Below are 24536 nucleotides of genomic sequence, written 5' to 3'. Positions count from 1 at the left end.
TTTCAATTAAGGTAATTAATCATTCTGGAATTCAAATCGTTATAAAGAATTTACCAACTATTTTTGGCCACATGGCCGGAATTTGTGGTGGAATGAGAGAAAAAAAGTGGGAGTCGAATTTTCGACTCCCGTATTCATAGGCTTCCTTAATCTTATTTAATTTCAATGGTTCTCTCTGCTTTTTTAATCTCTTCCAGAGATAGTTTCGGTAAGTCGATGGTTAGAACTCCGTGTTCAACCCCGGCAGCGATTTTCTCTTTATCCACGTCATCTGGTAAGATCATGGTTTGTTGGAATTTCGAGTATGAGAACTCCCGGCGTAAGTAGCGATGTTCTTTTTGCTCCTCTTTACTCTCGCTCTTTTTCTCCATGGAGATCACTAGATTGTTATCCTCGTCTATGCGAACGTTGAAATCTTCTTTTGTCATACCCGGAGCTGCAACTTCAACTTCATAATCTTTTTCGGATTCGATCACGTTAATTGCGGGTGCGGTTGCGTTTGCTCTTGTCATCCACTCGTTATCAAAGAAATCATTAAAGATACTTGGTAACCAATTTTGAGTTCTTCTTACAGGCATCATAATTTTAGTCTCCTATCTTTAAATTCAACATTATCATTTAATTGGATTCAAGTTCTTTGTGAACCTGCATTCGATTATAGTTAATGCAAAGCACGTGCCAATGGATTTTGAGGACTTTTTGTCACTGATATTATGTCAAATTTTCAGTGTTTCTGTCAATTAATGACGAGAAAAAAGCAAGATTAAATATTCAAATTTCTAATAATAATTGTAGCTTTATACCTTATTTTAGCAAGAGGATAGAGTAACTTAATGACAAATAAACATCGTATGAAGAAAAACTACAATTGGGCTAAGGCAACGCTTGTTATGGGTTGTATGCTTGGTTTGGGGTGGCTGGCTACCCCGGTAATGGCACGGGATATGGACGTGCGGTTAATGGATGAAGATACGACAATAATGGTAGTTGCCGAAGTTCAGCCGGAATTTAACGGGAATTTGAATCAATGGATCGGGGAAAACGTGCAATATCCGGAAGAGGCGTATGCCAACCAAATTGATGGACGGGTGTTCGTGACTTTTGTGATAGAGAAAGATGGAGCCGTGTCTCACGTACGAGTAGTTCGTTCTGCTCACCCGCTTTTGGATGCAGAAGCACTTCGGGTAATCTCCGGAATGCCGAAATGGAAACCGGCTATGTCGGGAGGAAAGGCTGTGCGTTTTGAGAAGACGTTACCGATCACGTTTAAATATACGCCACAAGAGACCGAGTTGACTTATGAGCAATATTTGAAAAATTTGGAGGAAGAGCAGGAAATACTGAAGAAAGGGGAAAAGATGAGTTTGGAAGATATGGCTCGCCGGGTGAATGCTTTCAAGGAGCAATTGGGGGATGATGCCACGTTGCGTAAATTGTTGCTGGAGAAAAGTCAGACGATTAAGGGTGAAATCGATAGTACCGTGAAGGCTCAAACGAAAGTGTTGAAGCTGAAAAAGAATGACGTGAAGGAGTTGACAAAAATCTACGAGGACGAGATTAACACGAAGATTCAACTGATTGAAAGTTTGGGAACAGATCAGTTCATCAGCCATTTCGTTGAATCCGAGCTTGAGATGAGAAAGATCGAGATGGACAAGATGCTAAAGATTAAAAACCTTTTGAAAGATCGGTTCAAATTGTATTTTGAGAATTATATCTTGCAACAATAGTATATTATTGCAGAATTGATAAAAGATGCCGGCATTTATTGTTCCGGCATTTTTTATTAGAGATATTTGTTCTAGTTGATTATAAGGTAAATTTCAGTAGAAATCACATTATAATGAGTGAGAATTAATATATTTGTAGTCGGTATGACGATGTATTTTTCAGATCAGGATATTTTAGCTTCCATGAGGAAGGATAAGACTATCGGTATTCAGCGTTTGTTTGACCGGTATTACCGTCCATTGGTGTTATTTGCTGATGAATTTCTGAAAGATAGATCTGCAGCAGAGGATTTGGTGCAAGATTTTTTTGTCAAACTGTGGGAGGATGATTATTTGTTGAAGGTAACAGCGAGTACTCTCGGTTCTTATCTTTATTCAGCGGTTAGGAATCGGGCAATTTCTTTTCTTCAGAAAAAAGATGTATTACGCAATTCTCAAGAACTGGGAGTGATAGATATCTCTGTAGATGTGGTAGAGGATATTGACGAGGAACGAATGGATATTGTAATGAAAGAGGTAGAATTACTGCCAGAAAGAACCCGGCAAGTAGTGGAACGTGTGATGTTACGGGGTTTGAAGTATAAAGAAGCTGCTGAGGAATTAAAAATTTCTATAAACACGGTGAAGTTTGCTTTAAAAGAGGGAACAAAACGTTTACGGGAACGCTTGGCTTCAATGGGGCCAGAAGTTTTATTTTATTTTCTACGAAAGTTTTCTAATCATTAGAATTATTTTTTCAAAAAAATCGATTTTACCCTACCCGTTTTTTGTTTTTTTAGGTCTTACTGGTAAAAGTAAGTAATTATGAAGTTACCGGGAGATATACATGAATTAATTTTGGAAGACTTAGCGTCTAAATTAGACGTCTTAGGTCAGGAAAAACTTGAAGCATGGTTAGAGGAGAATGGGGAGAATAAGGAGATATGCCGGAAATTTTGCTCTTTGTGGTATAGTGGAAAATGGGCTAATTCCCGAGTAGGAATAAAGAAACAGATCGCTTGGGAACAAATTCAAGGGCGGCGAAGAAATAGACGAAGGATACGTTGGATTGTTAGAAGTGCTTCTGTTGCAGCTTCTTTAATATGTGTAATTGGATTGATATGGCTCTTTACTTCGAAAGATGAAATTATTCCTGTTGCTTCCTTGCCGAAGTGGCAACCCCGCCAGGCGACGCTTGTGCTTTCGACGGGAGAGATGAAGGAATTAGGTGTCACGAAAATGAACATGATAGAGGAAAAAGGTGCTATTATTTGTTCTGATTCTGCTTATTTGGAGTACCGGGATGAAGGTTTGGAAAAATCTCAAGAAGAACAAGTATATAATGAATTGATTGTGCCTAAAGGCGGGGAGTATCGTTTGCGGCTGGTAGATGGAAGTCTGGTGATTATAAATTCTGGATCAAGATTACGCTTCCCAGTTAATTTTAATGGAGAAAGTCGGGAAGTTTTTTTATCAGGAGGTGCTTGTTTTGAGGTTGCAAAAGATTCATTGAAACCGTTTATTGTACATGCAAATGAAGCGGATGTTCGGGTGTTGGGAACGTTATTTGACGTGTCTGCCTATGAGGATGAAGAACGGGTAGAAGTAACTTTAGTAAATGGCGCTGTAAAGGTTTCTGTTGATGGTTCTAATGATCGGTTAGTGCCTAACGAACAGTTTGTATTTGACCGGCGAACTGGGAAAACTTTGGTACGAGAGGTTAATGCTGAAAGTTATATTGCTTGGACGAATGGTATATTCCGATTTGATGCTTTGCCTTTGGACTTGTTGATGAAAAAGTTAAGTCGTTGGTTCGATATCCAGTACGAATTTGGGGATGATATATTGAAGGAGGTACTTTATTCCGGTGGATTTCGAAAATATGATAATGTACAAGATATCCTGAATATGATTGGGGAAGTCACAAATATTTCTTTTACAGTAACAAATGATATAATTAGAATAAATAAAAAATCGGATAATGCGACCAACATCATCCGATGATATTCATCTCCTTTTGGGAAGAGGTGAATAAAGTAAAACTTAATAACACAAATGTATGAAAAAAAGTCAAGAGCACAAACCTGTGTCTGAAAAAGACAGGTGGTGGAAAATTTGTATGATTATGAAATTGACATTGTTTATGTGTGTATTTCTCGTGGTCACGACATTGGGAAATGGTTTTTCTCAACAGAGAATTACAATGCAGTTGGGAAACACGACAATTAAAAAGGCGTTAACAGAATTTCAACGCCAAACAGATAAAATCGTGATTTATAGTGATAATAACTTTAGTACATCTCAAGAAATTGTTGCTAATTTTAAAGATGTTGAGATGGAATCGTTTTTGGCAAAAATCTTAGAGGGAAGTGGAATGACCTATAAGTTGATGAAAGATTATATCTTAATTCTTCCCTTAAAAGTAAATGTAACCGATTCTTTAAATCAGCTGAAAGAGTACACGATAAAAGGAATTGTGAAGGATGAGGGAGGTGGTTTTATGCCGGGGGTAACTGTTTTGATAAAAGGTATTCCGGTTGGAGTTGCTACTGATATTGAAGGGAAATTTGAGATTGTAACAACAAATCCAGATAAGTTAGTACTTGTTTTTTCTTTTGTAGGGATGCAGACGGTTGAAGTAAAATATAGCGGTCAGGCTATGATTAACGTGGTGATGAAAGAGGCGGTAAATGAAATAGAAGAGGTGACCGTCGTGAGTACTGGTTACCAAACGGTAAATAGAAAAGATATGGTCGGTTCTTATACTGTGGTGAAAGCTGATGATGTGATGATTCCGAGTTATTCAACAATTGACCAGATGTTACAAGGTCAAGTCGCAGGAATGATGATTATGAATACGAGTTCTCGGGTTGGGGCAAGTCCTAAAATTAAAATTCGGGGAACCGCAACATTATTGGGTAATCAGGATCCTCTTTGGGTTGTAGACGGTATTATTCAAGATGATCCGATTCCGATTGATTTGATGACGAATATGGCAGATGACTTAAAAAATATTTTAGGGAATCAAATCTCTTGGCTAAACCCAAATGATATCGAAACAATTACAGTATTAAAGGATGCTTCTGCAACTGCTGTTTATGGGTCCAGGGCCTCAAACGGGGTTATTGTGGTAACAACGAAAAAAGGCAAAACAGGAAGAATGTCTATTAATTATTCCGGAAGTTTCTCGTATGCTCCGGCTCCCACGTACGATCGGTTCAACTATATGAATTCACAGGAAAGGATTCAGTTCGCTGAAGAAGCATATAATTATGGAGCTCGATATGGTGAAGAACCTCTGAAACAACCTTATACTTACGAAGGTTTGATGAAAATGTATATTGATGGAGATATTAATCAAGATGAATATTTGAGTCGTAAGAGTGCATTAGAAATGGTGAATACAGATTGGTTGGATTTATTAACCCGGGTGACATTGAATCAAACTCATAGTCTTAGTATATCTGGAGGAACGGATAAAGTGAGTTATCGGGTGTCTTTGGGTTATAATAATAATCATGGTCAAGAATTGAAGAATGATGGGGAACGTTTAACATCTAGTATTTCTGTCGGAATGCAACTTCCGCATCGAATTAAAATTGATGTCGGGATGAATGGGACAATCTCGAAAAATGCGGGATATGCTTCTGGTGTTAATCCATTAAGTTACGCATTGTCAACAAGTCGTGCATTACCTGCTTTTGATGAGAATGGAGAACGTTTGTTTTATAAAAGACGGAGTTCATATGGTTTTAATAACGAGTCGGAAACATTGAGTTATAATATTTTAAATGAATTAGATCATAGTGGTTCGGAAGTAAAGAATCATCGTTTGTCTTTAAATCTGATTTTGTCATGGCAACTTTTGGATTGGCTGAAGTATCAGTTTACAGGAGGGTATACTTATTCTAATCAAAATCGACAATCATTCCGAGAGGAGGAAACTTATGCGGTAGCAAATGAATATCGAGGATATGATTTTGATAGCGTTGAACCAGATGATCCTTGGTTTAAAGCAGCACTTTTGCCTTTCGGTGGAGATGTATTTACGTCAGATGCAATACAGCAAACTTATAATATCCAAAATCAATTACTTATTTCAAAAACATTTGCAGAAAGGCATCGCTTGAATATGATGCTTGCTACAGAAGTTCGTTCAACGATTAATGAGGAGCATTCCAATACATTATGGGGATATGTGAAGAGTCGTGGAAATAAATTAATTGCACCTACGGCTTGGAGTGATTTTAAACCTATTGGGGGAAAAACGCAAAGTGGCGTGGGAGAATTATTTAACCGTTTATATAATAATAGTGCCAAGATTTATGGAAAAACTGATAATTTCTTTTCGTTATTCGCAACGTTAGCCTATTCATTTTCGGATCGCTACGTGTTGAATGCTAATTTTCGACATGAAGTATCCAATCGTTTCGGCCAGGATGTGAATCATCGGTTTGATCCTGAATATTCTTTTGGTGTTTCTTGGCGAGTGAGTGAGGAACCGTTTATGCAGAGTCAGATTGGGTGGTTATCCCAATTGAATTTGAAAGCTACTTATGGTATTCAGGGAAATGTTTTGCAAAATATTGGTCCGGATTTGGTTTTATATCAAGGAGGAGTGGCTGGAGTATTTAATGAATATTCTTCTTCGATTGCCCGAATCCCTAATCCAAACTTGTCATGGGAACGAACACGGACATGGAATTTTGGGGTAGATTTGGAATTATTTCAAAAAGTATCTGTCGTATTTGAATATTATTCCCGGCGTTCCAATGCAATTATTGGCCAAGAGATACCTTACGAGAACGGATTGAGTTCAATGGAAATAAATGGGGGGATTATTTATAATAAAGGTGCTGAAGTTACAGTAAATTTTGTTCCGGTAAAAACAAAGGATTTTGCACTAAATGTAAGTGTGAATTCTTCCAAGAACTGGAACACAACGGGAGTCGGTCCTTCTAGAGAACCTGGTTTGTATGAATATCTGTCGGGTAATGCAGAAAAAGTGATGAAAAAAGGTTATCCTGTAGGGGCTTTCTGGTCCTATAGTTTTGCTGGATTGAACCATGAAAACGGTACTCCTCAATTCAATTTGTTAGAGGTGGCTGAAGATAAGCCTTATAATGGAGATCCGACGAGTTTCCTTGTGTATTCTGGGACGACAGAGCCTTATTTTACTGGAGGGGTGAATTTGAATGCTAGGTATAAATCTTTTACGTTGTCTACAATGTTCTCGTTGCTTTTAGGAGGACGCAAACGCCTTCCCTCTCCTTATGAAGATTTTAAGAATAAGATCTTTTTACCTAATGAAACTAAGAATGTTTCCAAAGATTTAGTAAAACGTTGGATGAAACCGGGAGATGAAGAATATACTAACATTCCTGCTTTAATTCGGAAAGATTATATGATGGAGGTTCCAACTGGTCAGGAAAATATGATAGAGATGTGGGAAAATTCGGATGTAATGGTCGTGAAGTCTTCTTTCTTGAGATGTTGTAATTTGAGCTTAGGATGGAGAATGAATCCGGAAATATCAAAAAAATTCGGGGTGTCAAATCTATCTTTAAATGCATCGGTTAGTAACCTTTTCGTAATTGCTTCCAAGCGTTTCAATGGTTTTGATCCTGAATTAGGGGATAGTATTATGCCCCGGAATTATTCTTTTAGTATTAATATTGGATTTTAAATTTAGAAGATATGAAAATAAAGATATTCATATTTGCAATTGTTCTTCTGTTATCCTCTTGTTCGGAGTTCTTAGAGCCTAAATCACCGAATGAATATATTCCGAAACACGCATCTGCATTAGACGAGATGTTGTTAGGATCAGCTTATCCTTCTTCTACAAGCGATCCATTGTTTGTTTTTCACAATATTTTAGATGATGATGTGAAAATAACAGATGAGAATGTTACTTGGGGAGAGGTTAATGTTAATCAGAGAGAGGCTTTTATGCAACTTTTTTCATGGCATCCGGATTTACAGATGACGATGAAAGATGCTGGTAATTATCAAAAGGTTTGGGAGACTTATTATAATTTGATCTTAGGTGCGAATGCAGCATTGGATTATATTAAAGAAGTTTCCGGAACAGAAGAGGATAAAGCTCACGTACAGGCTCAGGCGTTGGCATTAAGAGCTTTTTACTATCTGCAATTGGTGAACTTGTTTGGAGAGCCTTATACTTATAATAAAGAAGCTTTGGGGGTCCCTCTAAAATTAACCAGTGCTTTGAGTATCAGTTATGATAAGCGGAAAACTGTCGGAGAGGTATATGACCAGATTGTAAGGGATTTGGATGAAGCTGAAAAATATTTTTTGATGCTTCCCAAAGAAAAACAATTTTTGCCTAATTACCGAATCACATTACCTGCTGTTCAACTTTTGAAAGCTCGGGTGAATCTTTATATGAACAATCTTGAAGAGGCAGCAAAATATGCTAAGAATGTGATTGAAGATTGGGATTTTGCATTATATGATTTGCGCTCAATTTCTTATGATGGGGTTACGTTCCCTAATTACGTAACTTATGATAATCCGGAGACAATTTGGGCGTTTGGAAAAAGAAATGATCTTCTCAAGTTTACTCATGATTTGATGGGTGATTATGGTGTGAAGGATCATCGGGTACTTATAAATGCTTCAGATGAATTAGTTGATAATTATGAAGATGAAGGTGATTTACGTAAACAATTTTATCTCGTACCGGAATACGGTTATACTCCCGTGTGTTATTTGGCTGTAAGTAAATGTGTGTTCTTGGGAGAGAGTATTCCTTCTGATGATAAATTTATGTTGGCTCTGAGATTATCTGAAGCTTATTTGATTTTGGCAGAGGCAACTGCTAAAATAGATCCGACGATTGCGTTGAATGCGGTAAATGAATTGCGGAAAAAAAGAATATCAGAAGAGAAATATAAAGATAAATCAGGATTATCCGGGGATGAATTACTTGAGTTTGTAAGGAATGAACGTCGTCGGGAACTTTGTTTCGAAGGGCATCGTTGGTTTGATTTGAGGCGTTATGGAATGCCTAGTTTTACTCGTGTGTGGAAAGAAGGGGGTGTGGCAGCAAAATGGTTTACAATGGAGAAAGAGGATGCTGCTTATACATTACCTATTTCTAAAGAAGTAATGGATCGTAATCCGGGGTTAGTTCAAAATCGATTAGGTAATCCTAAATATTAATAGTAAGATGAAAATTATAAGTACAATATTCGTGGGACTTGCGTTGTTTTTGTTAAGTTCTTGTCATGAGGATGAAACATTGACTCCTCGTCCTTTAGAAATGGAATTACGTTATGAATTTCCTGAAGGTAATAATGCATGGGATCAAGATTTAGTTGAAATAGCCGATAAGTTTAAAACTTATCTGATATATAAAAATTTGGCAGAAGAAGATTTTGATCGTTCTTGGGTTGGATCTAGTGGAGGAGCGGTCCATGGTTCTCCTTTGAATGATGAACAAGCTGCTTTTTACGTGGATTTCATGAAGAATCATGTGTTTGCTTTTTTGATTCCGGAGTTGACAGATCGGATATTACCAATATATATTTACTTGGCTTATCATATGTATCTTGATTCTCCTTTGGGTGCTAGCCCGAGTACGACGAAATATGATGGTATGGACTTTTGGGCATTCTGCTTGGAAGGAGATGTGCCGGGACTACTTTATACCCGCATTGTTCGTCCACAAACTCCGGAAGAGTATATGGAAAGAAGAGGAATTATTTTAAAGGAAATTTTGCAGAGGATTGTTGCTAAAGGGAATATTGCTATTCCTTCAGAATTTGAGAATGATTTTGATTATGAGACTCAAATTGTTTACTTGGCAGGGTCTGAAAGTGATATAAATTATTATAAAACAAGAGGTTTCCCCGGACAAATGGGCCCAAAAAATTTCACGATTGCTCCATTAAAAAGTATTAGTAATACGTCAATGCAAAGGAATTTTATAGACTACATGTACTTAGCTATCCGGTATGAACGAGATGTAATTTTGAATCTTTATCCGGAAGATAAGTATCCAAAAATTATCAAGTATTATGATTTTGTAGTAAACTATTTAAAAAAGAATTATGAGTGGGACATAACAAAAATTGCTGTCCTTCCGGTACTAAATTAGTATTGTAAAAATATCACAAGTATGAAAATGAAATGGTTATTTTTCGTTAGCTTATTGCTGACGATAAGGGTAGTTTATGCCCAGTCAGAAGAGAGAAGTGCTGTTAAAGAACAAAAGGATTTAGATTGGTATAATTGTTCATTCGAGGCAGATCAAGTATACGGAGCAGCTATCAATAAAGCGTATCAGTTTTTGAAAGATAAGAAAGGAAAATCTAAGCCGATTGTTGCTTTGATTGGTGGGGGGATTGATTGGGAACATGAAGCTTTGAAAAATAATATATGGACGAATCCTAAAGAAAAACCAGATGGAAAAGATAATGATAGAAACGGGTATGTGGATGATGTGCATGGTTGGAATTTTTTAGGGGCGGCAGATGGACAGGTGATGGAAAAGTTGATGGTAGAGGGCGATAGAGAATTTTTACGTTTGAAAGATAAATATGATTCTTATTTTTTTGATGGGAAAAATTATTTCAAATATGTTGATGGTAAAAGGGTTGTGTTAGATCCTCCAGCAGATATGGATGAGTACAAATATTACCAATATATCGTGATGCCGTCATCTCGATTGTGTTCTGAGTACGGGAGTTTATTATTTGCTAACGTACTTAGAGAATACGTCCAGATATTTGATAAACAAATGAAAGATAGGAATCCGGGAAAGACGTCATTTACTGTAGAAGATCTTGTTGCTTGTGTTGATAAAAATAGTCCGAGAGATAGTCTAAGAGATATTGCGTTATATCTGATGGCATGGAGTATGAATCAGAAGAGAGGAGATGAGAAAGCTTGGGAGGGAACATATAATTATTACTTTAGCGACAAGGTTGAGAATAGAATGAAAGAAAGGTATGAACGAGTTTTGAAAGAGAATGGAACTGATTTGCGTAAAGAGATTGTCGGGGATAATTATATGGATATTAACGACAGAATATATGGTAATAATGTTTTATTAACTTTGAATTCGGAAATTAATACTATGGTAGCGGGAATTATAGCTGGGAAACGTGGAGTAGAGGGGCATAATAGTCCGATAGCAGAAAATGCTCAAATTATGAATCTGGTAGTTTCGGCAGAGAGTGGAGAACCTTATTTGAAAGATATGGCATTGGCAATACGTTATGCTGTCGATCATCAAGCGGATATCATATTGTTAGGCGAACAAAATACAGTTTATCCCAAAGAGCAGAAACAATGGATGATTGAGGCGATACGTTATGCTGAAAGTAAAGGGGTATTAGTTGTTGTTCCTACGTGGGATCTGTCCTTTGATGTGTCTCAACTCGTTTTTTATCCGAATCGTTGGATGGATGGAGGGAAGGATTTAACTAATTTACTGGTTGTTGCCTCGTCGGATAAGGCTGGTAATCCATCTATAGCATCAAATTATGGGGTTCAAGGCATTGATCTTTTTGCTCCGGGAATGGAAGTTTTTGCTCCTAATGTAGGGGATACTTACAAGTCTGCATCTGGACCTTGTTTAGCGGCGGCAACGGTTGCAGGCATTGCAGCTTTAATCAAAACATATTATCCACGATTAACTGGTAATCAAATTCGAGATGTGTTGTTGAAAACAGTTTCTTCTCGTAAAGGTGTGGAAGTTCAAAAGAATTGTCGATTAAATGGTCAAATGTCAGAAGATCTTTTCTTATTTGAGCAACTATGTCAGAGCGGAGGAATCGTGAATGCCTATCAAGCTCTTGTTGAGGCAGAAAGAATAGCCAAGTAAAATATGTGAAAATAAGGATGATGAAACGTAAATTATTGCTTATATTGTTTTTAATTGTGGCTTTTGGACTTCACGCTTCTTGGGGCCAACAGGGTAAATCTGTTATCCCTTATCGAATTGTTGGGGGGAAAATGATTATTGAAATGTTCGTGAATGGGAAGTTACAAAATTTTATTTTTGATACGGGAGGACAAACTTCCCTGTCTCCTGATTTATGTCAAGAGTTAGGATTGAAGATTGTAACAAAGATTCAAGTAAAGGACGCCAATAATCAGCCAGTGACTTATCCTGTTGTAGAATTAGGGTGTCTAGAAACCTCTGATAAAGGTATAAATTTTAAGGATATTCCTGTTTTACAAATGGGACATTTTTCTTTTGACTGTTTTGGGGTGGTTGGATTGATTGGGAGTGATCTGTTGGCAAATATGATTTTGGAAATAGATTCTAAGCAACAGAGAATTACTATCACGACGGCAGAAAAACAGACAAATGTTTCTTTACGTAAATCAGTCTCTTTTGTTGAGGAGGGAGTGATGCCGATTATTGAATTGCAAGCAGGATTGGGAAATGGGATAAAGGTATTATTTGATACCGGAAGTTCTGGGTTCATCAGTTTGAAAACAAGTGATTATGAACGCTTATCTACTTCTTGTGCATTTGAGAATGTTATAGAAGGTTATGGAGAGGGAGGGCTTGGAGTTGCAGGTGTTGCAAAAGCTAATGTGATTCATCGAATTCATTTCCCTCTTGTCTCATTTGCGGGAACTCGTTTCTGTCATGTGTTTGCTGAAACCTCAGATGCCCCTTATACATTATTGGGGATGAAATTATTAGATTATGGGAAGCTTACTATAGATTATTCTCGTCATCGTTTTTATTTTGAAGCGTATACACAGGAGAATGACTTGGGGCAGAGGTTCCCGGATTTTAGAGTGCGTGTAAAAGATGGAAATCTTGTTGTATCAGCCGTATGGGGAAAGATGAGGGATATTCTTTCAATTGGAGATAAGGTGTTGAAAATCGATGGGAAACAGACAGGGAATTATGATTTCTGTGAAAGTATAACACAAGGGATTCCGGAATTAAAAGGAAAAAAATCTGTAAAAATGACCATACAGACTGAACAAGGTGAAAAAGTAGTTCGTTATAAAAAGAAATAATGATATGAAGAAGATATTTGTATTAATATGTTGTATTTTTTTGTTCTTTAGCGTGTTTTCTCAGTCTAAGAATACATCGGTAGAGGTTCTTGATTATCGTACCGTTGATGGTAAAATTGTATTGGAATTGTTAGTTAATGACATAAAGGCAGATTTCGTTTTAGATATTAACGGGGCTAATGCCGTTCTGCCCGAATACGTGGAAAAATTGAAAATCGATCAAGAGGTACAAAAATCATTATCTAACGTGACAAAAACTAGAGGAATAGAGGTTATTAAAACGATGAAAATAAATAAAATTTCTTTTGGAAATAATATTTTCAGGAATGGTTTTCCTGTACTTGTATTGAAAGATGCTCCTTATCTTAGAAAATTAGGAGTAGCAGGCACTATCAACGCTCGTTTGTTTCGGGGTACAACGATAACGTTAGATGGCAAACGACAGAAAATTACAACTTCAATCCCCTATCGCCCTCCTTACATGAGGTTGGATTATCGTGCTGATTGTGTGTTAGAAACAGATGAAACATTACTTTGTCCGGTTACGATTAATGGGAAAAATTATTCTTTTGTCTTTGATTCATGGTGTGAAGATGTCATTGCCATGTCTTCGGAAGATTTTGCTTTATTTACAGGGGAAAAGGCTGGGCAGGAGTTGAATATTAATTTGGGATATGAGGCTCCGATAAAGACTGAGCAAGTAAAAGTTGCAGATGAATGTCTATTTGTTAAGAATATGATGAAAAATGTTCTTATTCCAGAAAATGAGAGTTTGCAACGTTCCGTTTTAGGGATAGGATTATTAAAGGAAGGAATATTATCAATTGATGTACGTCGTTCGAGAATGTACTTCCAACCTTATGATCTGGTGAAAATTGAAGATGAATTGATTCCCAAAGATTTGAATGTGAAAGTTGAATCCGGAAAGTTGAATCCGATTACAGGAGAATATTTTTTGGAGCATGTTTTTGATTATAAAAAAGGGGGAGATTTTGTTTTAAAAGGAGATAAGCCTGTTGTTATTGATTTCTGGGCATCTTGGTGTGGACCTTGTATGAAGATGGTTCCTTTCATGGAAAAGTTAGCAGCCCAATATAAGGATCAGGTGATTTTTTATAAAGTAAATGCAGATGTAGAAAGAGAATTATGCCGGATCTATAATATAGAGGCTTTGCCTACGTTCTTTTTTATTCCGGTTGGAGGAAAACCGATAGTTGAAGTTGGTGCTAGACCAGAGAATTTTGAAAGTATAATTCAAGAGCAGTTATTAAAGAAAAATTGATATTGAAAATCATAAAAAGAGGACTGAATGTCCTAAAATCCTGTTTGTATGTGTAGACTGCTCTCTTGTGTAGAGGGAGAGATTAGATGATTGTAAGGGATGTTGAGGAGTGGTAGTCGTCTCGAATGGGACTTAGGAAAAGTTCTCTTTTTTGTTTGTCACTTTGTCAGTGCGGTCGTAACAATGCGTCAGTTCTGAACGTATATCACAGGTTGGTACGTAGTTTGTATTGACATATTATAGAATGTATAAATTGTAAAAGTATGGCCTATATAGATTACTATAAGATTTTAGGGATTGATAAAAGTGCTTCACAGGATGATATCAAGAAGGCTTTTAAGAAACTGGCCAGAAAGTATCATCCGGACTTGAATCCGGACGACCCGAATGCTAAGCAACGTTTTCAAGAGATTAACGAGGCAAACGAGGTATTGGGTGATCCGGAGAAACGGAAGAAATATGACCAATATGGAGAGAACTGGAAACATGCCGACGAGTTCGAGGCCCAGAAACAACATTACCAGCAACAAGGTGGTGGAGGTTTCGGGAGTGGAGTCCATTGGTCGTCGGAAGGCGGTTTTTCCGGAATGGGCGGGGATGGCGAGTTTTCGGACTTCTTCGAGTCGTTATTCGGCTCCCGTCGGGGTGGAGGACGTTCTGCCGCATTCCGGGGACAGGACTACAATGCCGAATTGCATTTGTCATTCCATGATGCCGCACAGACACACAAACAAGTGTTGTCTGTAAATGGTAAAAATATACGTATTACCGTTCCGGCCGGGGTGGCTGACGGGCAAACGATTAAATTGAAAGGACAAGGCGGACCCGGTGTAAACGGGGGACCTGCGGGAGACTTGTATATCACATTCGTGATCGCGGAAGACCCCGTGTTCAAGCGTTTAGGAAACGATCTGTACGTGACGGCTCCTTTAAACTTGTACTCGGCTGTTTTAGGAGGAGAACAGGTGGTGGATACGATGAATGGTAAAGTGAAATTAAAGGTAAAACCCGGAACACAGAACGGGGCGAAAGTAAGGTTGAAGGGAAAAGGTTTTCCCGTCTATAAGGAAGAGGGAAAGTTCGGTGATCTGATCGTGACTTATTCTGTGGAGATTCCGACAAATTTGACGGAAAAACAGAAAGAGTTATTCCAGGAATTACAAAAACTTAGCTAAAGGGAAGAGTTATGGAAACAGATTTAATTATAGTTAGGGAATACTGTCAGAAAAGTCACGTGGATCCGTTGTTTATCGTGTCTCTGGAAGAAGATGGACTAATTGATATTCAGGTTGTCGATGGTGAACGCTACTTGCTTGGTTCGCAATTACAGGACTTGGAACGATTTGTCCGGTGGCATGAAGATTTGTCTGTCAACACGGAAGGAATCGGTGTTATCCACGAGTTGATGGGACGTATGCACGAAATGCAACAGGAACTGAAGCAACTGCGACGAGAAGTCCGATTACTTCGAACGAACTATTTGGAAGAAATACTGTAATGCTTGATCAAGCATTACAGTATTTCTTAGTTTATCTACCTCTGCGTCTGACCCAAATAAAAATAGCCAAGAAAATGAGTATGGCCGATAGCACTCCAATTAGTCCTATCTTGGCAATATTCATTCCGGTTTGTCCGATATATACTTTATCATCAGGGGGTGTCGGACGTCTAATATCAATGGGGGCCTCTTCTGAAGATAACCAGAAGAAAGAGCCTAATACAAATATGTAATTCTGGGCTCTGATCCCTTTCCTCCATTTTTCAATATCTCCGTTGCTAATACAATCTGCATCTCCCATAATGATAATGCGTTGTTCGTTTCCTCCGATTTTTCTAGATAATGCTAGGGTTGTTACGTATGATTGTTCTATTTCACCTTTTCCCGGGTTGAAACTCACAGTATCATCCACGAAATTAGTTGTTTCTAATTCATTCCAACTTCCCGTGGTATCGCTTTTGAATAGAGGAGTTACTTTATAACCCTTATCTGTAGTATATTTTAACCCGGAGCATCCTGGTAAGGTCAATGCGTATTCTCCTTTAAGCATATTATTGAAATAGAATGAAATATCTCCGACATCTTTGGTCGCTTTAGCTACAATCAAGTCTGGAGCAAAATCTTCTGTTGGCTTTACCAAGCATCCCGGCATGAATTGAACCCCGAATTGTTCAATGATAGGATTCATATTTTGCTGCTGTTTAGGTTCTCCGGCGATTAGCAAATTGCCACCTTGTGATACATATTTGTTTAATGTATTCATTTCTTCCGAGGTAAAAGGTTTTCGTACATCTGCAATGACCAAAATACGGATATTGGATGGTATATCTTGTTGCAAATCAACTTCAGCGACACCAAATCCTTGATTTACTAAAGAACTCCGGAAAGGTTTGTCTTGTGCGAAATGGCTATATTCTCGGTCTCCATTTTTAGAACAACTTCTTTCCCCGTGCCCTTTTACAAAACCGACAATGGGTAAATCCATGACCAGACGTTTAAAAGCAGAGGAGATTTCTGACTCTCCGGGGAATATTCTGAAATCATCATATACACGTAAAAAGGATTTTTTTCCGTTTTCCCGTTCTAACAAGCGTACAAAACGATTGCCTTCACCAGATAAGTCGATGGTCTTTCTAATTTCCTCCGGTGTTTTGATTTTATTCGTGTCTAGATCGAGAACCATCGCAATTTTTTTCATTTGCTCTCGTAATGAAAGACCGGGGTATCGTAGCCCTAATGAACGGTTATTAACCGTGTCATAATAATAAACATATTCCATTTCGAGTTCGGGCTTGAAACGTCGGTACATTTTGAAACGATTCATGTCTCCTTTTACGGCTTTCGGGAGGCCGTAATATACAAATCGGTCGAGAACATTTACATAAGTTGTAATTTTTAAGCCTCCGTCCATTTTATTCATAACCTCTTGGCTATTCGGGGTGAGGGTTCTTGCTTTTGTGCGGGTGGCATCATAGAATCCCATTAGTTGGGGACGAGAACTGAGATAACCCAAGAACATAGCAATTAAAAATACCCCGATATATTTTCCCCAGGCGATAACCCAACTGGTTTTCTGGCGGATTACTTGTAGGCGCATGATCGTCAGTACGAGAAAAAGGGCTGTTACGATAACGAAATAGATCACGTCTTCACTGCATATTAACCCGTTCACGAATTCATCTGCCCTTCCGTTGATCGACAACCAATAGGTGATGTCTCTCACGAGTTCAATGTCTTGCCATACACCGCGAACGAGGCTTAATGCGGCAAGTATCGCTAACGTCCCCATGGCAGAAACGACTTGATATGACGTTAGGCTGGACATGAAAAGTCCGATGGCGGCATAAGAACAGATAAGCAGGTAGAGACCCAGTAATCCTGATAGTACGGCTATCCCGTCGAAAGCTTTAATCGTGCATGCTGAAAAAATCACGTAAATCGATAAAATACCGATTAATGCCAGCCCGTAGATCATCATGGCGAGGTATTTGCCTAAAACGATTTCACGGTTAGTGACCGGGGAAGAATAAAGTAATTTGATGGAACCATTGCTTAATTCCCGGCTCATCAGCCCCATGGTCAATAATGGGATGTACAGATACAGGTATTGTTGGATGTTGGTAAATAGTCCATATATACCGCCGAAGGTGAAAAGAGAAACATCCTCTAATTGATATTCTAAAGCTTGACTTCTCACTGACATTCCAAAAACTCCCGTGAAAAGAATACTGGCTTGGAAGGTAAATACAATAATAATTAACCAGGCAACTGGCGAATAGAACAGGGTTTGTAGTTCTGTTTTCGCTATTTTGAGTATCATTTTCATTGATTCAATTTTATATCGTTTTGTTATTTTTTTGATAATTCTGCGAATACGGTGTCCATAGAACTCTTTTCCAGATTGATTTCATTTAGGCGCCATCCTTTCGTGACGCTTATTTCAACAATGCGTTCGGCGATGTCTGATCGGTCTACGAAACGTAGTCTGTATCGGGGACCTCCTAATTCTTCTACATGGGTAATACCCGGAATATTTTGTAGCTCTGTTATTCCTGGTTGCGTTATGAGAGAAACGATTAAAGAGTTCGGTTCAATATAATTATCAAACTCGTCAACCGTTCCGGAAAAAACAAGGGTTCCTTGTTCGATCATGTAAATGAAGTCGCAGGTGGCCTGTACTTCGGGGAGTATATGTGTAGATAAAATAACCGTTCGATCTTGTGCGATTTCTTTGATTAGATGGCGAATTTCTACGATTTGGTTGGGGTCTAGCCCGTTTGTTGGTTCATCGAACACCACGAAATCCGGGTTGTGAATGATAGCTTGCGCTATGCCAAGGCGTTGTTGGTAACCTCCCGACAAGTTACGGATTAGTCGTTTTTTGAAGTGTGATATACCACAGCGGACAGTAACTTCATCAACGGCTTGTTTCACTTTGTTTTTGGGTACATACCGTAAATTGGCACAATGAATTAAATACTCCTCCACGGTTAAGTCCGGGTGAAGAGGAGGTTGTTGTGGTAAAAATCCGATATGCCGTTTGGCTTCTACGGGGTGTTCCCGCATATCAATTCCTTTGATAAAAACTTTTCCTTCTGTTTGTTTTAGTACGCCACACATGATATTCATGGTGGTTGATTTACCGGCACCGTTCGAACCTAATAGGCCGTAAATACCATTTTTAGTGATTTCGAAATTTATATCCCGAATCGCCCATTGTACGCTGTAGCGATGAGATAAATTCTCAACTTTTACAATAGAATTTTCCATACAGTGTGATTTAATACAATAATGAAGATTCAAGGGGGAGAAGAATAGAATTTTATTCTTCTCCCTATATTGATGATTGTAGTTAGTATTTCGTGTTAATAAGGTGTTATAGTTTACCGTTATTTACATCCCTAAGTTTTAAATCAAGAGTTTTTAATAATTTGGGATTTCCGTTTTTGATCTCTTTCTGGCTGGCAATTGCTTTTTCCAAAATGCTCTTTGCATCTTTGGGACTGCCTATTCTTGCTAGTAAGTCAGCTGCGGAGATGGCCGTTCGGAAGTTGAAACGATTTAAATTGAAGGCATAATTAATCCATTGGCGGCATAAATCTCTTGTTTTTTTGTCAGAAGGAGAAATTCGCCAAAAGTATTCTGTCCAATCAATAATATTTTGAGTTGAGACTTCTCCAGTTTCTATAATTTTTTGTACAAAAAAGTTTAATTCTCCTTTCTTTGTATTCTCAGTTTCTTTCAGGCCTTTTTTTAGGCCTTTGAGAAATAAGTTTTTATCCTCTTTGAGTAAAGAATCTACATGATTGCTTCGGATTAGATTATCCATGTATGTAACCATGCTTTTTTTAAATTCTTCAGGGTGAACCCGGTTCTTCGTCCAGAAACAAAGTTGATTGTATTCGGGTGTTGCGAAAAATACCCCTCGTCCCCTAATTATTTTTAAATCACCATCAAGTAATCTTCCGGCATAGTTGGCAAACCTTGCTTTTAGCTGGAGTAATTCATTAAACCATTCTTGGTTCCCTTTTTCAATACTTTCTTTTAAGAAAGTTGAAATCGTGTATTGAACCGGGAAAACAATATTGAAAGAATATTCTTGAACAAACTTTTTGTCAGAATATTTTTCCGTGTGACTGAATTTTACAATTTCATCAATAAGACGAATTAGAAGATCTTTATCGTAAAGAGAAATTTCGTCAATCAATTTATTGTTGACATCAATCAACTCTTCAGTAGGTAATGCTTTTAGATAGAGATTCAGGGCTGTTGGCTTATTCTTTGGGTTGGCGGATTGGTAATAATCAAATAGCAATTCCCTATCTGCAGTTCCGTTCTTTATGGCTGTCATCATATTATCAATTCCTCCATAGCGGGCATACATGGAAACCATTTTAGCTTCTGCAATAAAACCGTCAACATCCTTTGCTCCGACAACTTTATGAATGACTCTTCCACTTCCGTCAATAAAGAAAAAAGTGGGATAACCTGTCACTGGATAATTCTTCACAAATTCTTTACCTGCGGGACTCTCTGCATCAATCTTGTAATTGATAAAACGCGAGTTGTAATATTCCCCCAGCTTTTCTTGGGGAAACACGTTTTCTGACACGTGCTTGCAAGGGCCGCACCATTTCGTGTAGACATCTATAAAAATGGTTTTATTCTCGGCTTTGGCCTTGGTTAGCATTTCACTCCATGTTCCTGATTCAAATTTTACTCCTTGAGCATGGCAAGTGATATAAGCTATAAAGATAAGGGAAAATAAAAGTATAATTTTTTTCATAATCTATTTATTATAGTTTACCATTATTTACGTCTTGTAATTTGAGTTCCAGATTACGTAATAATTTGGGATCCTCATTTTTAATTTCTTTTTGACTTGCGATAGCTTTCTCCAGTATTACTTTTGCGCCTTTGAAGTTGCCTATCCTGGCTAAGAAATCAGCGGCTGGGATTGCCACTTTCCCATTAAAACGGTTTACATTAAAAGCATAGTTTACCCATTTGCTGCATAATTCTTTTGTCTTTTTATCGGAAGGGGAAAGTTTCCAGAAGTAATCAGTCCAGTTAATGATATTATGAGTTGTTACATTTCCTGCCTCAAAAATCGATTGTGCGAAAAAAATCATTTGTCCTTTTATGCCGTTTTCTTTTAGCATATTTAAAATCCGGTTGTCCCCTTCCTTGATTAAGGAATCTACGGGGTTTTCCTTGATTAATTGATCCATGAAACTAATTAATGTTGTTTTAAACTCTTCTTCATTTACTCGGTTCTTGGTCCAGAAACAAAGTTTATTGTATTCCGGTGTTGCGAAGAATAAGCCTCTACCTCGTATAATCTTTAAGTCTCCATCCAATAGTTTTCCTCCCCCGTATATTCTTCCTCCATAATTTGCGAATCTTTCCTTTAATTCTAGTAATTCGTTAAACCATTCAACGTTGCCTTCCTCGATACTTTTATTTAAAAATGTGGTAATATCATATTGAACCGGAAAAACAATGCAAAAGGCAAATTTCTCTGCGTATTTCCCATCAGAAAACCTACCGTCGTTGCTAGCTTTTACAATTTCATCTGCTAACCGGATCATGAGCTCTTTGTCATAGAGGGAAATCTCCTCAATTAATTTATTGTTTTCGTCAATTAACTCTTCTGTCGGAAGAGCCTTTAAGTAAAGGTTCAATGCAGTAGGTTTATTCTGCTTGTTAGCGGAAGTGTAATAATCATATAGTAATTCTTTACTGGCAGTTCCATTTTTGATGGCGGCCATCATGTTGTCAATGCCTCCATGACGGGCATACATGGAAACCATTTGAGCCTCCGAAATAAAACCGTCAACATCTTTTGCCCCGACAACCTTGTGAATTGTTCTGCCATCCCCATCAATAAAGAAAAAGGTCGGATAACCCGTTACCGGATAAGTTTTCACGAATACTTTTCCTTCCGGACTTTCGGCATCTATTTTAAAATTAATAAAATGTGCATTGTAGTATTCCCCTAGTTTTTCTTGTGGGAATACGGTTTCGGACACGTGCTTGCAAGGTCCGCACCATTTGGTGTAGACATCGACGAAGACGAGTTTATTCTCCGCTTTTGCCTTTGCGAGCATTTCGCTCCATGCCCCGGTTTCAAATTTTACACCTTGCGCATAGCTTGCTAGGCAAGCTACCAACACAAATAGGAATGATAATACAATTTTTCTCATGATTTACTTTATTTTATGGTTGAACATCTTATTTACCTGTAAAGGCGAAGTTTGATTTCCATGCGGAACGTTCCGGGCAATTATTTAGAATCCAGCGGATTCGTTGGGATTGCTGTAAACTGATAGAACGATGGGTGCCGAGAGGATCATCCATGATATTCTCGGCTAGGAAGAAACAATCTTTGACAAGTTTGTATGCCGTTGTATTCTTCTTGTATCCTTCTGCATCATTTCCGAAATATTTCTGCGTGTCTGTACAGTAATCTTCAGGAATACCTCCACGTTCTTTCCAGGTTGGAAGTAGTCCTAGGTAATATCCAAAAGCGTTTACCAGCTCATTTTCCTTTGTGGCTCCAAAACTTCGTACCATGGAATAAATTGATTGAAGTTTATACAATATGCCGACTTCATTAGGTGCTGGACTCCATTCCATCGGAACGGGAGATAGGTTTAGACCTTTCGGCTGTTCTGTAACATCTGTTCCTGTTGCGATATAGCGAGGGATACATTGAGTGGTAATAGTATTGTAAAATGTCTTGTATTCCATGTTCCGGTCAGAAATTAGCCACACGTTTAAATATTGATTGTAAGGCCATAACGCTTTTTGGATTTCAATAAATGTTTTATATTGATCCTTGGTTTCGTCTGTAATTTTATCAACATATATTCGATTGATTCCCGGTTCGTGCAACTTGTTTCCATAGGGATCATATTCGGCAGCCTTAAATCTGATTTTCGTGTCAACTCCGGTGGCATTCGTGCTGACTGCTCCTGAAAAAGTATGATTTATTTTATCAAGTAAAAGATGTATTCTTTCCATGGGAACCTCACCTCCGTATCCCGTAATGTCATCGTTGGATTGAATGAGATGGAATACGATTGGAATAGTGATCTCCGTGTAAGAATTTAAAACAGAAGGATCCGTAACGGTGAAAGTAACGGTGTTTGATGAGAGTTCTTGCCCTTTAATTTTAGCTTTCACTTTTATCTCTTTTCCTATCAGGGATTTGTCAGAGGTAGAAAATACTTTTTGTAGGTTTTCTCCTGATGAAGAATGATATTCTATTTGTGAATGATCCACCCGGCTATCCTCTACCTCAAATCCGTCTTCTGTGATAAGTAACGGATTGAACTCAAGTTGGGCTTTCCCGTCTGCTAACACTTGATAATGGCTCATACGTAATTTGATCTCTTTGACTTGACTCATATCAACCATTCCCATTTCCTGAACGTCATATTTATCCGGGCTGCATGATGTGATACAACCGGTAAAAATTGCCACGAGGGTATATAAAATTCTTTTCATGTTTTTAAATTTAGAGGTTAAAGATTAATCTCATCCCATCCCGGATTTTGTATCATTTTTTTATTCTTTTCCATCTCACTTTGTGGAATAGGGAAACAGTACCGGTAATCATCAGGTTCCAGCACGTATAGCGTGCCGTTGACGATTCTCTCCATTCTGGTTTCTGTGCGTTTCATATCGAGCCACCATGCGTCTTGTTCGTGATAGAATTCAAGTTTTCGCTCTTTCAGAATTTCGTTTAGTAGATCAGATTCTGTATAGGAGTTCTCTATGTCAAGATAACGGCCAGTTTTAAAAAAATCCAAGGCATCTTTTGCTTCAGTTGTTTTTCCTAACCGATAGAGTGCTTCCGCTTTGATTAATTGAGTTTCTGCGCTTCGGAAAAGCATAACGATACCTCCTGTCACCCACCACGGACTTGAACTTGCTGAAAGATTATATTTGTCATATATAATACTACCATCTGTTTTTGTCCTGAAAAAGGTCGTTTTCCTGACATCATCATCTTTATATAAGGTGTATAATTCTGGTTCCGGATAAGCATTGGCTTGTGATGTTGTGGAAGTTTGGTAATATACTCCTGCGACATCCACGATTTGTGAGTTAAACCCGTCAACCATACGGAGATAAAACTCGTCATTCGTAAACGCCTGTAAGGCAGGAGCATCAAAAATGGCATTATAAGTTTCTTGATCACGCACGAAAGAACGTCCTGTCATGGCTTTATCTGCGTGGTCTATCGCATTTTGCCAATCGCTTTCTTCCGCAGCAGCGGACATGGCTTTATAACAGTATATGCTGGCCAACATTCCATGAATAAAACGGGGTTCGTAGGCACAATTCCAAGTCGTGGAAGGGGTACGATCCATCAAAGATAAAACTTCTTGACAATCATCGAGAATTTGTTTGTAAACTTCTGTCTGGCTTTTACGCTCGGGCATGGCGTTTCCCGGATCCTCGTATGGTTTTAAATATACAGGCACCCCGTATTCATTTTTCTTGTAAGGAGAAAAATATTGTAATAACTTGAAGTAAGAATAAGCTCTCCATACCAAAGCTTCTCCTTTGACATAATCCCTTAAACGTTCATCCTCTCCTTCTGCGGTTGTAATTCCCTGTATAATCATATTAATCGGTCCGAGGAAAGAATAATAACGATTCCAGATTCCGTCGGCTGTTCCCATCCAGGTCAGCGTATTCACCGCGCTTGTCTTGTATTCTCCTAACGTTGCGTCATAATAAGAACTTGAATTTTTATTGATCGTGAGTTCTCCTGAACGGTAAGCGAATACAGACCCGACATTAAAATTGGGGTATATAAAATAACCTCCCAGTACCGGTTTTTGACTACCGTCAACCGTCTTTAACAGTCTCATATAGCTTGCCAGTAGATCCCTGTAATCTTCGACAGTACTTACGACCCGGATATTTTCCGGTTTTAAATCTAAGAACTTGTCACAACTTTGGACAAAAAACAGACTTGTCAATGCAATAAGTATATATATCTTTTTCATGTCAT

At 38.1% G+C, this 24536-nt stretch carries 18 protein-coding genes; 11 read left to right on the top strand and 7 right to left on the bottom strand.

The window, feature by feature from the left end:
• Nucleotides 1–152: 152 nt before the first annotated feature.
• A complete protein-coding gene (locus tag I2I33_RS05625; protein WP_087419476.1) occupies nt 153–581 on the bottom strand; it encodes an Hsp20/alpha crystallin family protein in 429 nt (142 codons plus the stop codon).
• Nucleotides 582–851: 270 nt separating this feature from the next.
• On the opposite strand from I2I33_RS05625, the gene I2I33_RS05620 reads away from it, so the two are divergent.
• The 11 genes from I2I33_RS05620 to I2I33_RS05570 all read left to right on the top strand — a co-directional run bounded on the left by I2I33_RS05620 (nt 852) and on the right by I2I33_RS05570 (nt 15505).
• Nucleotides 852–1730 (top strand): energy transducer TonB, encoded by an 879-nt coding sequence (locus I2I33_RS05620; RefSeq protein WP_162613692.1) that lies wholly within the window; start codon nt 852–854, stop codon nt 1728–1730.
• Nucleotides 1731–1874: 144 nt separating this feature from the next.
• Nucleotides 1875–2456, top strand: a complete 582-nt coding sequence (locus I2I33_RS05615; protein ID WP_087419478.1) for a sigma-70 family RNA polymerase sigma factor — start codon at nt 1875–1877, stop codon at nt 2454–2456.
• Between the two features lie 78 nt (nt 2457–2534).
• The gene (locus I2I33_RS05610; protein ID WP_087419479.1) at nt 2535–3713 is read left to right on the top strand and encodes a FecR family protein; all 1179 of its coding nucleotides are present in this window, start codon (nt 2535–2537) and stop codon (nt 3711–3713) included.
• 121 nt (nt 3714–3834) lie between these two features.
• On the top strand, nt 3835–7395 hold the full coding sequence (locus I2I33_RS05605; protein WP_229128204.1) for a SusC/RagA family TonB-linked outer membrane protein: 3561 nt from the start codon (nt 3835–3837) through the stop codon (nt 7393–7395).
• Between the two features lie 11 nt (nt 7396–7406).
• Entirely contained in the window at nt 7407–8897 is a 1491-nt protein-coding gene (locus tag I2I33_RS05600; protein WP_087419481.1) for a RagB/SusD family nutrient uptake outer membrane protein, read from the top strand.
• A 7-nt stretch (nt 8898–8904) separates the two neighbouring features.
• Nucleotides 8905–9834: a hypothetical protein gene (locus tag I2I33_RS05595; protein WP_087419482.1), complete on the top strand. Its 930-nt coding sequence runs from the start codon at nt 8905–8907 to the stop codon at nt 9832–9834.
• Nucleotides 9835–9861: 27 nt separating this feature from the next.
• The gene (locus I2I33_RS05590) at nt 9862–11565 is read left to right on the top strand and encodes a S8 family serine peptidase (protein WP_087419783.1); all 1704 of its coding nucleotides are present in this window, start codon (nt 9862–9864) and stop codon (nt 11563–11565) included.
• 20 nt (nt 11566–11585) lie between these two features.
• Entirely contained in the window at nt 11586–12725 is a 1140-nt protein-coding gene (locus I2I33_RS05585) for a hypothetical protein (RefSeq protein WP_229128202.1), read from the top strand.
• 4 nt (nt 12726–12729) lie between these two features.
• Nucleotides 12730–14007 carry a thioredoxin domain-containing protein gene (locus I2I33_RS05580; protein WP_087419483.1) on the top strand — a complete coding sequence of 426 codons (1278 nt, stop codon included), beginning with the start codon at nt 12730–12732 and terminating at the stop codon, nt 14005–14007.
• A 263-nt stretch (nt 14008–14270) separates the two neighbouring features.
• Complete coding sequence (locus tag I2I33_RS05575; RefSeq protein ID WP_087419484.1) at nt 14271–15182, top strand: DnaJ C-terminal domain-containing protein; 912 nt, start codon at nt 14271–14273, stop codon at nt 15180–15182.
• A gap of 11 nt (nt 15183–15193) precedes the next feature.
• A complete protein-coding gene (locus I2I33_RS05570) occupies nt 15194–15505 on the top strand; it encodes a chaperone modulator CbpM (protein ID WP_087419485.1) in 312 nt (103 codons plus the stop codon).
• 31 nt (nt 15506–15536) lie between these two features.
• Here the strand turns inward: I2I33_RS05570 and I2I33_RS05565 are convergent, their stop codons facing one another.
• The 6 genes from I2I33_RS05565 to I2I33_RS05540 all read right to left on the bottom strand — a co-directional run bounded on the left by I2I33_RS05565 (nt 15537) and on the right by I2I33_RS05540 (nt 24531).
• Complete coding sequence (locus I2I33_RS05565) at nt 15537–17831, bottom strand: Gldg family protein (protein WP_087419486.1); 2295 nt, start codon at nt 17829–17831, stop codon at nt 15537–15539.
• A 23-nt stretch (nt 17832–17854) separates the two neighbouring features.
• On the bottom strand, nt 17855–18775 hold the full coding sequence (locus tag I2I33_RS05560) for an ABC transporter ATP-binding protein (RefSeq protein ID WP_087419487.1): 921 nt from the start codon (nt 18773–18775) through the stop codon (nt 17855–17857).
• A 106-nt stretch (nt 18776–18881) separates the two neighbouring features.
• Nucleotides 18882–20291 (bottom strand): thioredoxin family protein, encoded by a 1410-nt coding sequence (locus I2I33_RS05555; protein ID WP_087419488.1) that lies wholly within the window; start codon nt 20289–20291, stop codon nt 18882–18884.
• A 10-nt stretch (nt 20292–20301) separates the two neighbouring features.
• Nucleotides 20302–21711 carry a thioredoxin family protein gene (locus tag I2I33_RS05550; RefSeq protein ID WP_087419489.1) on the bottom strand — a complete coding sequence of 470 codons (1410 nt, stop codon included), beginning with the start codon at nt 21709–21711 and terminating at the stop codon, nt 20302–20304.
• A gap of 28 nt (nt 21712–21739) precedes the next feature.
• Nucleotides 21740–23017 (bottom strand): hypothetical protein, encoded by a 1278-nt coding sequence (locus tag I2I33_RS05545; RefSeq protein WP_087419490.1) that lies wholly within the window; start codon nt 23015–23017, stop codon nt 21740–21742.
• Between the two features lie 17 nt (nt 23018–23034).
• On the bottom strand, nt 23035–24531 hold the full coding sequence (locus tag I2I33_RS05540; protein ID WP_087419491.1) for a RagB/SusD family nutrient uptake outer membrane protein: 1497 nt from the start codon (nt 24529–24531) through the stop codon (nt 23035–23037).
• Between the last annotated feature and the right edge of the window lie 5 nt (nt 24532–24536).

Source organism: Butyricimonas sp. BSD2780061689_150309_C8 (genome assembly GCF_015560935.1).
GTDB classification, from domain to species: Bacteria; Bacteroidota; Bacteroidia; order Bacteroidales; family Marinifilaceae; genus Butyricimonas; species Butyricimonas paravirosa.
The sequence above is the reverse complement of the archived record's forward strand: the minus strand, read 5'-3'. Positions and strand labels throughout refer to the sequence as shown.

Bases quoted from the DNA above. Each gene is read 5' to 3' on its own strand.
- I2I33_RS05590 (WP_087419783.1), top strand. From the start codon at position 9,862: ATGAAATGGTTATTTTTCGTTAGCTTATTGCTGACGATAAGGGTAGTT.
- I2I33_RS05565 (WP_087419486.1), bottom strand. From the start codon at position 17,831: ATGAAAATGATACTCAAAATAGCGAAAACAGAACTACAAACCCTGTTC.
- I2I33_RS05550 (WP_087419489.1), bottom strand. From the start codon at position 21,711: ATGAGAAAAATTGTATTATCATTCCTATTTGTGTTGGTAGCTTGCCTA.
- I2I33_RS05545 (WP_087419490.1), bottom strand. From the start codon at position 23,017: ATGAAAAGAATTTTATATACCCTCGTGGCAATTTTTACCGGTTGTATC.
- I2I33_RS05570 (WP_087419485.1), top strand. From the start codon at position 15,194: ATGGAAACAGATTTAATTATAGTTAGGGAATACTGTCAGAAAAGTCAC.
- I2I33_RS05610 (WP_087419479.1), top strand. From the start codon at position 2,535: ATGAAGTTACCGGGAGATATACATGAATTAATTTTGGAAGACTTAGCG.
- I2I33_RS05540 (WP_087419491.1), bottom strand. From the start codon at position 24,531: ATGAAAAAGATATATATACTTATTGCATTGACAAGTCTGTTTTTTGTC.
- I2I33_RS05580 (WP_087419483.1), top strand. From the start codon at position 12,730: ATGAAGAAGATATTTGTATTAATATGTTGTATTTTTTTGTTCTTTAGC.
- I2I33_RS05595 (WP_087419482.1), top strand. From the start codon at position 8,905: ATGAAAATTATAAGTACAATATTCGTGGGACTTGCGTTGTTTTTGTTA.
- I2I33_RS05575 (WP_087419484.1), top strand. From the start codon at position 14,271: ATGGCCTATATAGATTACTATAAGATTTTAGGGATTGATAAAAGTGCT.
- I2I33_RS05605 (WP_229128204.1), top strand. From the start codon at position 3,835: ATGAAATTGACATTGTTTATGTGTGTATTTCTCGTGGTCACGACATTG.
- I2I33_RS05625 (WP_087419476.1), bottom strand. From the start codon at position 581: ATGATGCCTGTAAGAAGAACTCAAAATTGGTTACCAAGTATCTTTAAT.
- I2I33_RS05560 (WP_087419487.1), bottom strand. From the start codon at position 18,775: ATGGAAAATTCTATTGTAAAAGTTGAGAATTTATCTCATCGCTACAGC.
- I2I33_RS05555 (WP_087419488.1), bottom strand. From the start codon at position 20,291: ATGAAAAAAATTATACTTTTATTTTCCCTTATCTTTATAGCTTATATC.
- I2I33_RS05600 (WP_087419481.1), top strand. From the start codon at position 7,407: ATGAAAATAAAGATATTCATATTTGCAATTGTTCTTCTGTTATCCTCT.
- I2I33_RS05615 (WP_087419478.1), top strand. From the start codon at position 1,875: ATGACGATGTATTTTTCAGATCAGGATATTTTAGCTTCCATGAGGAAG.
- I2I33_RS05620 (WP_162613692.1), top strand. From the start codon at position 852: ATGAAGAAAAACTACAATTGGGCTAAGGCAACGCTTGTTATGGGTTGT.
- I2I33_RS05585 (WP_229128202.1), top strand. From the start codon at position 11,586: ATGAAACGTAAATTATTGCTTATATTGTTTTTAATTGTGGCTTTTGGA.